General features: G+C 42.7%; 11 protein-coding genes. 3 read left to right on the forward strand and 8 right to left on the reverse strand.

What is annotated here, in order from left to right; all coding sequences use genetic code 11:
- Nucleotides 1-26 precede the first annotated feature (26 nt).
- The 8 genes from U4956_RS14460 to U4956_RS10215 all read right to left on the reverse strand — a co-directional run bounded on the left by U4956_RS14460 (nt 27) and on the right by U4956_RS10215 (nt 9,279).
- Nucleotides 27-302 carry a YiiX/YebB-like N1pC/P60 family cysteine hydrolase gene (locus U4956_RS14460; protein WP_416347414.1) on the reverse strand — a complete coding sequence of 92 codons (276 nt, stop codon included), beginning with the start codon at nt 300-302 and terminating at the stop codon, nt 27-29.
- Between the two features lie 256 nt (nt 303-558).
- Entirely contained in the window at nt 559-2,103 is a 1,545-nt protein-coding gene (locus tag U4956_RS10185) for a transposase (RefSeq protein ID WP_323088323.1), read from the reverse strand.
- 198 nt (nt 2,104-2,301) lie between these two features.
- Nucleotides 2,302-2,664, reverse strand: a complete 363-nt coding sequence (locus tag U4956_RS10190) for a hypothetical protein (RefSeq protein ID WP_323090556.1) — start codon at nt 2,662-2,664, stop codon at nt 2,302-2,304.
- Between the two features lie 414 nt (nt 2,665-3,078).
- Entirely contained in the window at nt 3,079-3,480 is a 402-nt protein-coding gene (locus tag U4956_RS10195) for a YxeA family protein (protein ID WP_323090557.1), read from the reverse strand.
- Between the two features lie 598 nt (nt 3,481-4,078).
- Complete coding sequence (locus U4956_RS10200) at nt 4,079-5,617, reverse strand: hypothetical protein (protein WP_323090558.1); 1,539 nt, start codon at nt 5,615-5,617, stop codon at nt 4,079-4,081.
- Nucleotides 5,618-6,086: 469 nt separating this feature from the next.
- A complete protein-coding gene (locus U4956_RS10205; RefSeq protein ID WP_323090559.1) occupies nt 6,087-7,460 on the reverse strand; it encodes an IS4 family transposase in 1,374 nt (457 codons plus the stop codon).
- A gap of 135 nt (nt 7,461-7,595) precedes the next feature.
- Nucleotides 7,596-8,105 carry a recombinase family protein gene (locus U4956_RS10210; RefSeq protein WP_323090560.1) on the reverse strand — a complete coding sequence of 170 codons (510 nt, stop codon included), beginning with the start codon at nt 8,103-8,105 and terminating at the stop codon, nt 7,596-7,598.
- A gap of 172 nt (nt 8,106-8,277) precedes the next feature.
- Nucleotides 8,278-9,279 (reverse strand): LacI family DNA-binding transcriptional regulator, encoded by a 1,002-nt coding sequence (locus U4956_RS10215; RefSeq protein ID WP_323090561.1) that lies wholly within the window; start codon nt 9,277-9,279, stop codon nt 8,278-8,280.
- Between the two features lie 1,012 nt (nt 9,280-10,291).
- Here U4956_RS10215 and U4956_RS10220 point away from each other — a divergent pair.
- The 3 genes from U4956_RS10220 to U4956_RS10230 are packed head-to-tail and all read left to right on the forward strand — an operon-like array spanning nt 10,292 to nt 13,181.
- Entirely contained in the window at nt 10,292-11,356 is a 1,065-nt protein-coding gene (locus tag U4956_RS10220; protein ID WP_323090562.1) for a TRAP transporter substrate-binding protein, read from the forward strand.
- Nucleotides 11,353-11,874, forward strand: a complete 522-nt coding sequence (locus U4956_RS10225) for a TRAP transporter small permease (protein WP_323090564.1) — start codon at nt 11,353-11,355, stop codon at nt 11,872-11,874. Before U4956_RS10220 ends, U4956_RS10225 begins: the two co-directional genes overlap by 4 nt.
- Nucleotides 11,871-13,181, forward strand: a complete 1,311-nt coding sequence (locus tag U4956_RS10230) for a TRAP transporter large permease (RefSeq protein ID WP_323090565.1) — start codon at nt 11,871-11,873, stop codon at nt 13,179-13,181. The genes U4956_RS10225 and U4956_RS10230 overlap by 4 nt, the downstream gene beginning before the upstream one ends.
- Nucleotides 13,182-13,246: the final 65 nt, after the last annotated feature.

The following is a 13,246-nucleotide window of genomic DNA, read 5'->3' on the forward strand; positions in this document are numbered from 1 at the left end:
CCTTTTTTCTTCTAGAACCGTTTTTTTTATGGCTCATAGCGATAAATCAGCTCTGTTGCGCCACCATGAAGCAAATCTGCTGGAAAAATCACACCCGGAGTACTGTGAGGTAGTGTATATCCAGCCCCTAAACGATAAGCCTGATAAACCAGCTGTGAGCAATAAAACGTATCAGTCGTGGTAAGGGTACTCCTCCAATCGTACGGCTTCCCAATCCATTGAGATGCCATAATCGCGGCTTGCTGGTCTTGCTCTATACTTGTAGTGATCACTCCACATTGGTAAATTCTTCTTCCCTGCATATCTTCTCGACTCGGCCAATATCCGCCCACTGCTTGAACACCTGCAGACGGATTTAAAGCTTCTATAGTTTGAGAGCACTCTCATAAATTCTAGGAGGAATCTGAATAAATTATTAACTAATTATTAATAAAATATTAGCTAAGCGGCTTTTATTAGTTCTGTCTTTCTCAAAGAAAGTTTTGAGAAGTCAGTTTCAGTCGATCTGAAAAAAAGGCCGCATTAAAAAAAGTAGGAATACTAGTTTGTTTTTTCACACTAATTATTAGCTGCCTTTTCCTCTTTTAACCAGGCATCTGTATGAATGTTTACACATACAAGAAAGGTTACAAATGATATCCGGCGCTGAGTACGTGTTTTCGTTTTGTGGAGACCGTAATCATTCAGACAACGATTGTTGACTCGCTCACAGCTTGTCCGATTGTTATAAACTGTCTTCCACTCTTTGGTTCCATGCTTCTGCATAGCCCTTTCTCTGGCACTGTTACACTTCAGGTAGACGGAGAGGCCATAGGTACCTTTTGAACATTCGTCACGATGGGAGCACTCCGGAATTCGCTTCATAACATACGGACAGCGATATTTATAGGCATTATGTGTTTTGTCAAAACCAGTACAGTACATCTCTTCGCCTGATTTGCATATTGGCTTGCCGGTAGAGGAAATGGTTACGCTGCCTTTTTCGGTTCCTTTTCCTCTTCTTTTATTGAGGTCGATAACGGGATTGATAGACCAGTTTTCGCACAGCTGAAAAGTCGCTTCATTATCACTGGCGCTGTCCAGACAGAGATGAGTAATGTTTATGTTCGGATATAAGTGCCTGACCTGGTTTATTGCTTTAATCGAAATGGTTGAATCGTGTTCTCTGGCAGATTCGATCATAAAGTGGATTGGCAGATCAATATTTTTATCGGAGTTATGAACAACGTTAAAATAGCCTGTAAAGCCAAAATAGTAATCTCCCTTATCACTGTCAAAACCAATACTGGCATCAGGATCAGAATAACGACGAAGGGTATCAAATTTTTCGGTTCCAGTGTATTCTAATAGATGATGACCTCTGTTGTTTGCGTGAACATAGACAGCGGTTCCATCACCCGAAAGAATGAGATTACCCGGATCGATCAGGCCCATTGCGATAGATGGTTCCACCGCAATTTCTTTAAAGAGAGCTTGAAGAATCCTGATAGACCTTTCTGGGTCAATCTCGCCCATTTGAGCCTGAATCGCCAGGGAGGTTGTCGCCCCGGGAGGATTCAGGTTCATTTTTTCTCCCTTTCTGGTTGGATTTGGTGTCCCGGACTGATCAATATCAGAATCTGGAGGACTGGCAGAGTTTTTTGGCTTTCGTCCCGGCTTGCCTTTTGGCTTTTTAGCTTTCTTAGGCTTATTATTCTTTCCTGCGGGAAGGATGTTCACAGAAATATCCCACAGATAAAGTCGATCCATTAAGGAATAATAGGTCCCGACTGCTGGGTTGCGTCCACTGATGCCGCAAAGTACCCGGAGTAAAAAGTCGTACTCAAGGCGGTCATGCCATAACTGAATACTGGTTTCCTGGAAGTGATACATAAGAATCAGAGAACGAATAAGCATCCGTGGATCGGCAGCAGGTCGCCCTCTGGAGGAATACAGGTGAGAAATCACATCTATAACTGGATCCAGATTAAGCAGAGTGACCTTACCTAAAGCCATGGCGTATGACAGATCGTTAAGCCTGTCAATTTGCGAAGAGTGCATGATGGCTATCCGGCCATTCAGATCCTGTAAAAAATCCTGGTGAGTACTAGAAACGGTTAACATCTCGACTGCTCCTTTCTAAAAGTCGTTTTTCTGATCGGCAGGAGCCTGCAGAAAAGTGTTAAGTTTTCAACGCTCAATCCAACACTTAATAAAAAGTTAATATTTGTTCAAATAAAAAATACCATCTTTCGCTTCTGAATGTAGGAAAAACGAAAAATGGTGAATATAAAATCCATGACACCTAAAGGTGTTTCGAATTTATGAGAGTCGTCTTTGATTATAATAGGGAGCCGCAGCTACAATTCCGGCGTGGCCATAATTTACTGGTCCCAACTTAGCATCCGATACGCAGATCACGCCATCTCGAAGGCTCCAAGTTCCAACTGTTGTCCGTGAAGCTGATTGATCTTTATCACTTACCAACGGGGCTTGGTCTGCGTATTGGAACGCATCTTCTGTTAATTTGTCCACTTCATCCTTGGATATATGAAAATATTTATAAAAATCATTTTCATCTTCACTGATTGATGAAGTGTTTACCATCTCGTTAGCATGGATTGGTGTTGTTAAAGCAGAACTGGCTAACAAAATACAAAAAAATGCTTGTTTTACATTCTTCATTTATAATACCGTCCCTTTCTTTATTTAAAAAATAAATGGATGCTTTATAATTGTCAATAATAAAAACTAAAGAAGTAAAAAATAATGTTAGATTGGCAAAACCGTTAATACCGAAAATGTATTCTCAATTGATGAATTTTGATCGCTATCCGAAAAATGAGTAGGCTCGATTTTTTTCTTATCAAAAACAAAGTATGCCAATAATCACAAAACGTTCTTTTGTGTATACATTTCAATGCCAAAATCGCAAGAATCTGCTCTGTATCAGAAATTTAGATTGGTCTGAACAAAAAACGACTGGAATTCATTCCAGTCGAAGATAAAAAGCGTTGGCAGGTGCAGATAAATAGTCAATGGCGGACAGACTGTTTTGAATTCAATGCCGGGCTTGCAACTGATTTTTCGTAGTTTCAGTCACTTTGAATCGCTGGATTCGACGCTTTGTTCATGCTGCAGGGCGCTGATCGCCGAAGAGGGAACGTCTTTTTCTTCGGTAAAAATGGCGTTGACTACGCCGCGAATGGGCTGGACTTCAAGTTTAACGTAGGTGCCATCTGTCGGCAGTTCGTCCAGACCAAAAGTCAGGTCCTGGCAGTCTCCATTTTCATCACAGGCTGGCAGATTGATCCGATAGTTACATCCGCCGGCACCGGAAAAATCAACGATGCCCCCAGCTTCCCGAACATTTTCTTCCGCTTTGGAGGAATCAATCTGGGCATAATACTCACCGCCGGAAACCATACATCCGCCAAGCATGAGCGTTGAAAAACAGGCAATTGCAATCCCGGTAATCTTTGAAAGAATTGTTTTATTCATGCTGATCACTCCTTTTCGATGATTTGATTGTGACAGGATTGCCTGCAGGCTGCCTGACCGGCTCCGGCCAAAGGACTTTCAGTTGTGCAAGCTGAAAGTCAGATTGCCAGGAAACAAAAAGCTACAAAAAAACTGCATCGCGAAGATGCAGTTTTTTTCAGATTTCGGTATTTATCTTTCTTTGTTTTTGCCTTGCAGTTTTTCTGCTTTGGTCTTGCGGTTTTTCTGGCTTTACCGTAGCCTATTTTTAGCTAATCCAGCTATACGGATAAAATGAAGCTGCCCTAGAATCCCTACGGCTGGTTCCTCTGCTGGGTTGAAAAAAGCTCTTTCACCTTCAGAGCAAGGCTAATGATCCGCTGGCCATTAACCGGGATGAAGGATAAACTTTTCCGTGCCCAACAAACTTGCGTTTGTACAGAGTTGGACTCGCTTCATATATAGCGGACTGCAGATTAAATGCATTTCAAAAATACATTGCAAGACACCTTGGGCTTTCGCCCATGCCGCAATAAAACAAGTGAGGCCACTTCAATCAAGTGGACTAAGAGGCTGAATTTTCAAAGCAGAATGGACTTACATCATTGCTGAATGCCAGTTACGCACATGGTTTTGATGCCTTTGTTTCAGACTTCTTTGTTTCAGTTTTCTTTGCTTTGGACTTTCCTTTTTTGGGAGGAATATAGAATTCGCTGTAATTCTGAGCCCGCCGGGCAATCACATAGGCTGCCGCCTGATGACGGCTGATCCCCAGCTTTTCAGAGTACTTCTCATCCCCAAGAACGGATGACCAGTAAGGGGAGACGTAATAAAGGGGAACACCGCTTTTAAGTGATAATGCTTCACAGTTGTCCATATATCTTAAGTATGGGAAATTTGAAATCATTCGGTTATATTTTCTTTCCCATCTCTTTTGAATCTTTGTTTTCTTCTTCGTAAGATTGATTGTCTCGATGGCAACCCCATAATGGAGCTTCTCTGCTCTGGTAAAAATTTCAGACAGCTTCTGAGCCATAACGGTGGCATTTACCGCTTTGGAGCCTGAATTTGAATAGGTGATATCCTGGGAAGAAACAAATTTTCCCTGGCCGTCACTTTCAGTAACCGAGAAGAATCCATCATTAATATCGATTCCAAGCATTCCCTGTGGTTCATAGGTTTCTTTTTTCTGGATTGTAACCATCGGCTGGATATACAGTCCTTTATCTTTCAGAACAAAACGATAGGAAACAGAGCGGTTTTCGAGATTGTCTTTCAGTTCTTTTTTCAGATATGGAATCCGCACTGCGATGTGATGCTCAGTTTTGTCATCTTTAAACCCGCTTCTAAGAAGCAGACTGAACCAGTCAGAGCCAAGTTTAGATTCTGGTGTTAATTGACACAACTGGTTTCCCTGAGTCTCATCCGAACTGCCAAACAGATAATAGCTTTTCTTTCTGGCTTTTCTCCAGGCCGCTTTCCATTCCTCGTGGTTTGCAAATCCTGCTTCTATTAAATGGTATTGAGCCTTAAAGAGTTTTCTAGATCCAAAGCAGCATGAAAAAGAACTGTTTTCAATTTTTTCTTTCCAGTTAGCCAGTTTCTGCTTCATTCCATGGAGGCGGTTTTTCATGTTGTTGAGTTTTCGCTTCCAGTATCTGTTTTTCTGGCAGTCACCTTTTTGCGGCTTATGCCAGTTTACGCTCTCATGCCATTCTTTATGTTCTTTTTTCTGCTCTTCAAGCAGATCATTATAGGCGTTGATTTTGGCTTCAAGTTCCTCCACCTGTGTCGCTTTGAGAGCGCTCAGAGAATTCATTTTGGTGCGGGCCTGGTTGATTGCCGCATTCGCTACTCTCGATTTAACAGAATACTTTTCGACAAGAGAAGCTTTAATCTCGCCATCTTCCATTCCATGGCAGATCATCACCCATGCCGAATGAACCATCTGCGAAAAATGTTCTGCCATTGTTTCAATATAGGCTCTAAGTTCCGCCAGCTGCGCCACAGCTTCTTCCTTTGGTTTGAGCAGTGATTTTTTATCCAGACATCCTTCTTTACCAAAACGGCCGGAGGAAGTGAGTGTAAACGATTCTTCATCAAAAAGAGCTGCTCTTTGATAAGGGACTTTTTCTCGAATCTTCATTTTTGTCGCCATATATGCAGCTCCTTTCTTTTACAGGCCTCCCAAACTCTTGTTTCTTCCTGTTTGAGAGGTTCTTCAATTGCTTCTTTGGCCTGTTGGGCAATCTTTTTTCTTTGAGAACTTCTCATTCCATACATTTGCCCGGAAAAGAAGGCAAGGAGCGACATCATATCGTCTACCAGCTCCTCCTGATAGTTCTTATCCGGCTTACCCTCGGTCACTATGATTTTGACTCCATGGGCCAATGTCATTTAGCTAGAAAAATATGACCTCAAACTTTGTATAAAAATCAAAGACAAAGTGGATGATAGGAATAGAATTTGCTGCTGATTATATCCATATGCACCAACCAAGCACAAAATATACTGATTGATTTGGCTGTATTCATCAAAATAGGTGCACTAAAAACAACCCTTCGATAAGAGCCGTTTTTAAGAATTGTATGGGTGGTTTGTATCAATAAGATGCGCATATAATGCACTTATCGGTAAGTGAACCATATCAAACGATTGGGATGGAGATTTCGTTTGAAGCTCCTCTCTGGTCGAACAGGTAGTTTTTCTCTTAGCAGCTCCTCGGTCAGAGCTTGAAACTCCGCTTTTGTAATTTGACAGATTGTTCGTTTTTTCGTCCATTTCGGAGTAAACGTGTTCCTGATAGCCCGTATCGCCTTAGTTGTATTGATTTGGTATTCATAAGTTGTCTGATTCTCTTCTTTATTATCTGATTGAGATGATTCAAGAACACACTTTTTGATCTCGGAAACCAGATTGTAGAAGATAAGGGATGAATAAATCTCCTGAATGATGTATTCTGCTTTTATCGAGTGGATACGTTTCATTCCTATTCCATATTTAAGCCAGGAGAAACTCTGCTCGATTCGCCACCTTAGGTGGTAAATAAATCCAAGAGCCTCCGGAGGAAATTCTGCTTCATCCAGATTGGTAATCAGTCCTTCCCAGACGTTGTCGCCAATCTCGATAGCTACCACCCTGCAGTCAAAATCAATAAATTCAGATTCTGGATCAATCTGTCTCATTGATTTTTTGACCAGGTATTTCATCTGGGGGTTTTCTTTTTCCCCTTTTCTTTGGTGGTGGGTAAGAATGCGGCTGATCTGCTGGTCTTCTGTATGGTCAAGCTCTGTATAAGTCAGGCAGCTATACTCTCGTTCTTTCATACGTATGAGGTATTTGTGCCCTAAGGATTCAATAAGCTTACATAATGGGTAAGAGAAATACCCTCTGTCCATGACAAAGAGAAATGTCTCGCCAGGATAAGCTTCATGAATCTCCTTGACCATTTTCATAGCAGCGCCCCGTTCGTCTTTGGACCTCTGGTCTTGAGTGACGATGGCTAAAAATTTGTCATTAAGTACGTCATAGGCTGCGTTAACGTGAATACCGGCCCGGATAATGTTTTCCTTGTTCTTGGTATAAATGATGTAGTCAGGTTCATCTTCATTTGGCGCAACAGGTTCATTGGTTCCGTCAAAAGCGATTACCCTGTGTTCTTTATATTTTTTATCCATGGAATAAAGTGCCAATGTGGCTTTGTGCAGTGTTGAAAATACGCTGACTGGAGTCTTGGCTTTTGTCTGAACAAGTGCCGAAGCAGATGGTCTTACACTGCCCATGCCGAAATAGTTCATGGATAAATCGGAGAGTGTTGATCCATTCCCGATAATGGATGTATTCAGGAAATGGAACAAGTTTATTTTTGATGATCGATAATGACTTCGTGAGAAAGCTCCTGTTTGAGAAGCAAGAATCTTCTCCTGTTTGTAGGCAAATTCCTCAAGGGATTTCATGAATTTTTGATAAATCACGGACGGCGAAGTAACTTTAGTTGCCATATTTTCCTCCTTATAAAGTTATGTTTTCAACGTGATAAGGATTAAATTAGACAATTATAGAGTTGTTGTCAAAGCTAATTTTCGTTAAACCAGAAAATATAAAATCCACCATCTGTGCACGGATGGTGGACAATACTAACTATCAAAAACTAAGCTAAATGACATTGCTCCATGGGCATTAAAAAACTTTTCAAGATAGCCGTATCCAAATCTGGTGAGTCTGTCTTTATGAGTAATATAGAGGACATCAATCTTATTATGAATGACCTCATCTATGAGTTTATTTAGTCCTTTGCGTTCTGTATTCAGGCCGTTGCCAACATCAGAAAAGATCATTGCGCCAGAAGCTTTCTGGCAGAGCCTGCCGATCTGTCTGTCCAGATCACCATGTTTCTTTTGATCATGGGAAGAAACCCTGGCATAGATAGCATTCTTTTTCTCGGAATTGTTCCATAACCCGAGTTTTTTCAGATAATCAATCAGGTCTTTTTTATCGGCATACCAGAACCCGGAAACTGGATCCTGCACCATATTAATCATGCCCTTGTTTTTATGAAGGGCAATTGTATGGTAGTTTTTCCCTACAAGTTTCCCAATTTGTCCAGTGGTATAGCGTTCTCTTCTTAAATCTTCAGGGCCGATCATAATGTCATCACCTGTTTGAATGATACCATAAAAAGTCCACAATAAGTTGAATTATAAAATAGTTATATAGGAATATTGATATCTTGATTCGCCAAGATAAGGTAACAGTTGGGTACCCTTCATATTTTCCAGGATTCACTGATATCTTCAGTCTTCCTGTTTTTCAGGCACCTTATTCTTCTGTCTGGTTTGTAGACATTTTTGTTACGAGAGTACCGGAGAACACAGAGTCGCGGGGATAATCTTTGCCATCAAGAACCTGAACCATGCAGGAAACGGAAGTATCACACAGGTAATTAAGCAGGTTGTCGTACGAGGTGATTTCGCAGGGCGGCATATCGGAGAGCAGGGAGTTGTTATAGCCTGTGATCTGTACCTGATCTGGAATGGAGAATCCATGATTGAGACAGTACTTCATCGCAAAAACAGCAATTTCATCATCCACACAGAGAATGGCATCAAAATCCTGGCCATCCAGGACTTCTCCAACATGCTCGCTCAGTTTCCGAGATGGATCAAGCTGCAAAATCCGGCCTTCAGTGGTGATTCCAGCTTTCTGGCAGGCTTCTTCAAAGCCTTTAACTTTTTCTCGGGCAGAAAAAGTCAGCTTGCGGGTCAGAAGAATTGGTTTTTTAGATCCACCATTGAGAACAACCGTTGCCAGCTCTTTCATGCCTTTGACATCATTACAGCGAATGGAATGAACTTTTGAGTTTTCCAGCAGACCATTCATTAAAATGACCGGAATCTTGCTGGCAGCCTCTTTGATATACATATTGTCCCGGCCGCTCTTTTCGACAAAACCGGATCCGATCAGGAAGATAACATCTACATTCCGCGAAAGTAAAAGCCGCATGGCTTCCTGTTTGTTTTTCAGTTCAGAGCCGGTGCAGGCAAGCAGGGTTGTATAGCCCTGTTTGCGCAGCGCGTTTTGCAGGTAGTAAATGCATTCCGCCTGATATAAGTCACGGGAATCTGTGCTCAATACGCCGGCTAAAGACATGGTTGAAGTCGCCATGCCTTTGGCAAAAGGGTTGACGGAATAGCCCTTTTCATCGATGACCTTCATGATTTTCTCGCGGGTCTTTTCAGAGACGTACCCGGAGTTATTGATCGCGCGGGAAATTGTAGCAATCGAAAAGCCAGTCTCCTTGGCGATATCGTACATATTCATAGAAAAATCTCCTTTGTTTGGTATGGATGATCCGGAAGAAAAAGCAAGAGTTTCTTCTGGAGGACAGACAGGGAATGAAAAACAAATGCAGGAAAATGAAAATAGAGTTCAAAGAATTACAGATGAATGAGAATTCATATCGAATTGTTTTGCTCGGAAAGAAGTGTGGCAGACTCTTTGAGCGATTGTTTTTTTTATATGAAAAAACGAAAGTAAATATCTGTAACCTTTTCCACATTTGAAATTATTATATCGGGCAAATCTTCTGGACTCAACTGGTCAACCTGATTTTTGAAACGGGAAAGAAACAAAATGCTGGGAATGAAAGCGAACAACAATGACCAGCACAGAAAAACAGCAGAGGGAAAAGTTCGATAGATAAAATGAAATTATGCATAATCGAAAATGCAAGTGCACAAAAGAGAAAAGATATAGTCTTTGGCCTGAAAGATATTCCACATTAAATCCCCTGAAAATCCGGTATTTTCCAGTGAAACTTCAATGAAAAGGGTTACGGGATATTTGTTGGCGGACACTCTTGGATTTACCATTGTCTGCATTGGATTTCTCTTCAGAAAAGAGATTGACGGTCCGATAAATTCCAGGCGTGTGACCTGTATCTTCTTTCCAATTGCAATCCAGCAAGCCTTTCAAGCGTTCTTGAACGATCGGTTGGAGGCTTGCTTTTCATTTTTGAATGTGAAGACCAGAGAAGAAAAAAACGGGATCATTTTGCACAAACGTATCAGAATATGAAACGGCTTTCGGAAAGTGTAACAGGGAAATGGTAAAAAGAGGGGAGGAATCAGATGATAATTTGTGAAATATCATTCATTAAATAAAGCTTACATAAAGATTATTTTCGAAAACTAATCGAAATCAATATGGAAATTATGTAAAAAAGGCTTTTTTTGTGGGCAATAAAATTTTCAAAGTAAAGCCCTTACAGTATCTTAATGTCTGTAAAGGGTTACACAATAAGTAATTGAACTCAGAAAAAGGAGAAACTGAAATGAAGCGAATGAAGCAACTGGCAGCCGGTGCGGTCTGCCTGGGCATGGCTCTTACATTTAGCGGATGTTCCTATACGGGCGGAAAACGAATTGTCCGAATTTCCCATGCCCAATCTGAAGAACATCCAGAACATCAGGGCCTGCTGAAGTTCAAAGAAGTCGTTGAAAGCAAGCTCGGCGACAAATACGAAATCCAGATCTTCCCAAATGAGCTGCTTGGCTCGGCGCAGAAGGCAATTGAATTGTGTCAGACAGGTGCGATTGACTTTGTCGTGGCTGGAACCGCAAACGTAGAAACATTTGAAGGCGATTATGAAATCTTCTCGATGCCCTATCTGTTTACCAGCCGGGATGCCTATCACGCTGTCATGAACGATGTGGACTACATGTCCCAGCTCTACAATTCGACCGATGAATCGGGCTTCCGTGTTCTGACCTGGTTTGATGCGGGTGTCCGAAACTTCTATTCCACCAAGAAAATTGGAACGCCAGAGGACCTGAAAGGCCAGAAGATTCGTGTTCAGCAATCTCCGGCATCGGTAGCCATGGTGAATGCCTTTGGAGCAGCTGCCAGCCCGATGAGTTTTGGTGAAGTGTACACTGCCATCCAGCAGGGAGTCATTCAGGGGGCCGAAAACAATGAACTGGCCTTAACCAACAATAAACACGGTGAAGTTGCGAAGTATTACACCTATACCCAGCACCAGATGGTGCCGGATGTATTGCTCGGCAATACAAAATTCCTCGATTCTCTGAGTGATGAAGAATATGACGTTTTTATGGAAGCTGCCCAGGATGCAACGGAACTGGAAATGTCTGAATGGGATAAAGCTGTTGAAGAGGCCTACATCTATGCCAAAGACGTTCAGGGTGTTGAATTTGTCGATGTCGACATTGAGCCATTCCGTGAAAAAGTCCAGGGGGTTCAACAGGACATGATCAAAAAGAACCCGGGTATTGAGGAGATGTATGAGCATATTCAGAAAGTTAATCAGGAATATGAAGACAAGAATTCGAACACGAGTTCAGATACAGCTTTAATCGAGGAAGGAGAAACCAAATGAAAACCGATAAAATCATCCGCAAATGGATGGACAAGATCATCATGGGAGCCTGCGTCTTCATTTTCGGCTTCATGGTGATTCTGGGCACCTACCAGATTGTTACGCGTTATGTTTTCAACGCTCCATCGACCTTCTCTGAAGAATTACTGACTTACAGCTTTACCTGGCTGTCGTTGCTTGCGGGAACTTACGTATTTGGCAAACGCGATCATATGCGTATGGCATTTATTGCGGACAAACTGACCGGCAGGCCCAAACAGATTCTGGACATTGTCATTGAAGTGCTGATCTTTATCTTCGCCTTTTTGACCATGGTCTGGGGCGGCTGGAGCATCATGCAGCTGTCCATGCAGCAAAAAACTGCCTCGCTAGGCGTTTCAATGGGCTACATCTATTCCATCCTGCCTGTATGCGGTGTTGCCATCTGCGTCTATTGCATTTTGAATATCTACGACCTTGCCAAAGGCGAAAAACTGAAATTCGAAAACGGATATGAAGAGAAAGGAGATATCGCATGAGTATCGCAACACTTTCTGGACTGATCATTCTGGTCCTTCTGGCCATCATGCTCATTATGGGGGTGCCGATTGCCATTGCCTTAGGCATCGCCTCTGTCGCAGCTATCTTGCCGATTATGCCCGCAGATGTAGCGGTCGTTACTGCCTCCCAGCGGATATTTTCCGGAATCTCCGTGTTCTCCTTACTTGCCATTCCATTTTTCATCCTGGCTGGCAACATCATGAATAAAGGCGGCATCGCCATCCGCTTAATCAACCTGGCAAAAATTATGACTGGCCGCATGCCTGGTGCTCTGGCCCAGACCAACGCGATTGCCAATATGTTATTCGGTGCAATTTCCGGCTCCGGAACCGCCGCCGCTTCCGCAATGGGTTCTATCATTGGTCCAGTTGAAGAAGAAGAGGGCTACTCAAAAGACTTCTCCGCCGCTGCTAACATTGCCACCGCGCCGACTGGTCTTCTGATTCCACCATCAAACGTTATGATTACTTATTCGCTGGTTGCTGGCGGCGCTTCGGTATCCGCCCTGTTCATGGCTGGCTACATTCCGGGTATTCTCTGGGGTCTGGCCTGCATGGTTGTCATTTACTTTCTGGCCAAAAAGAACGGCTACCGTTCGACGGTGAAATACACCGCCAAAGAAAAAGGCAAAATGTTTGTTCAGGCGATTCCTTGCCTGTTATTGATCATTATCGTCATCGGCGGCATCATCTTTGGTGCCTTTACCGCCACTGAAGGTTCTGTTGTCGCCGTTGTGTATTCCTTGCTGCTTTCGATCTATGGCTACCATTCCATGAAATGGTCCGACGTACCAAAAGTTTTGAAAGAAAGTGCGGAAATGACTGGCATCATCATCTTCCTGATCGGTGTTTCTTCCATTATGTCCTGGGTTATGGCCTTCACCGGCATTCCTCAGATGGTTTCCTCGGCCATCCTTGGCATGACCCACAGTAAAGTCATCATCCTGTTGATGATCAACATCATTCTGTTAATCGTCGGAACCTTCATGGATATGACCCCAGCTGTCCTGATCTTCACTCCGATTTTCCTGCCGATCTGCACGGAACTCGGTATGGATATGATCCACTTCGGAATCATGATCATCTTCAACCTGTGCATTGGCACCATTACGCCGCCAGTTGGAACGACCTTGTTTGTTGGCGTCAGAGTCGGCGGGGTTACAATCGAGTCGGTCTTCAAGCAGCTGCTTCTGTACTTTGGAGCGATCTTCATTGTCCTGATGCTGGTGACCTACATCCCGCAGCTGTCCCTGTGGCTGCCAACGGTAATGGGGGTTTTGAAGTAAGACGATTCATTTAAGACTGATTCACTGTCTGAATCCAGCCGTTTAAAATTTATCCTGTCCATTTG

Origin of the sequence: Allobaculum sp. JKK-2023 (assembly GCF_034745455.1) — a bacterium.
GTDB lineage: Bacteria > Bacillota_I > Bacilli_A > Erysipelotrichales > Erysipelotrichaceae > Allobaculum.

Coding starts and splice junctions, on each gene's coding strand:
- U4956_RS10200 (WP_323090558.1), bottom strand. CDS start 5,617: ATGGCGACAAAAATGAAGATTCGAGAAAAAGTCCCTTATCAAAGAGCA.
- U4956_RS10205 (WP_323090559.1), bottom strand. CDS start 7,460: ATGGCAACTAAAGTTACTTCGCCGTCCGTGATTTATCAAAAATTCATG.
- U4956_RS10190 (WP_323090556.1), bottom strand. CDS start 2,664: ATGAAGAATGTAAAACAAGCATTTTTTTGTATTTTGTTAGCCAGTTCT.
- U4956_RS10230 (WP_323090565.1), top strand. CDS start 11,871: ATGAGTATCGCAACACTTTCTGGACTGATCATTCTGGTCCTTCTGGCC.
- U4956_RS10210 (WP_323090560.1), bottom strand. CDS start 8,105: ATGATCGGCCCTGAAGATTTAAGAAGAGAACGCTATACCACTGGACAA.
- U4956_RS10185 (WP_323088323.1), bottom strand. CDS start 2,103: ATGTTAACCGTTTCTAGTACTCACCAGGATTTTTTACAGGATCTGAAT.
- U4956_RS14460 (WP_416347414.1), bottom strand. CDS start 302: ATGCAGGGAAGAAGAATTTACCAATGTGGAGTGATCACTACAAGTATA.
- U4956_RS10195 (WP_323090557.1), bottom strand. CDS start 3,480: ATGAATAAAACAATTCTTTCAAAGATTACCGGGATTGCAATTGCCTGT.
- U4956_RS10220 (WP_323090562.1), top strand. CDS start 10,292: ATGAAGCGAATGAAGCAACTGGCAGCCGGTGCGGTCTGCCTGGGCATG.
- U4956_RS10215 (WP_323090561.1), bottom strand. CDS start 9,279: ATGAATATGTACGATATCGCCAAGGAGACTGGCTTTTCGATTGCTACA.
- U4956_RS10225 (WP_323090564.1), top strand. CDS start 11,353: ATGAAAACCGATAAAATCATCCGCAAATGGATGGACAAGATCATCATG.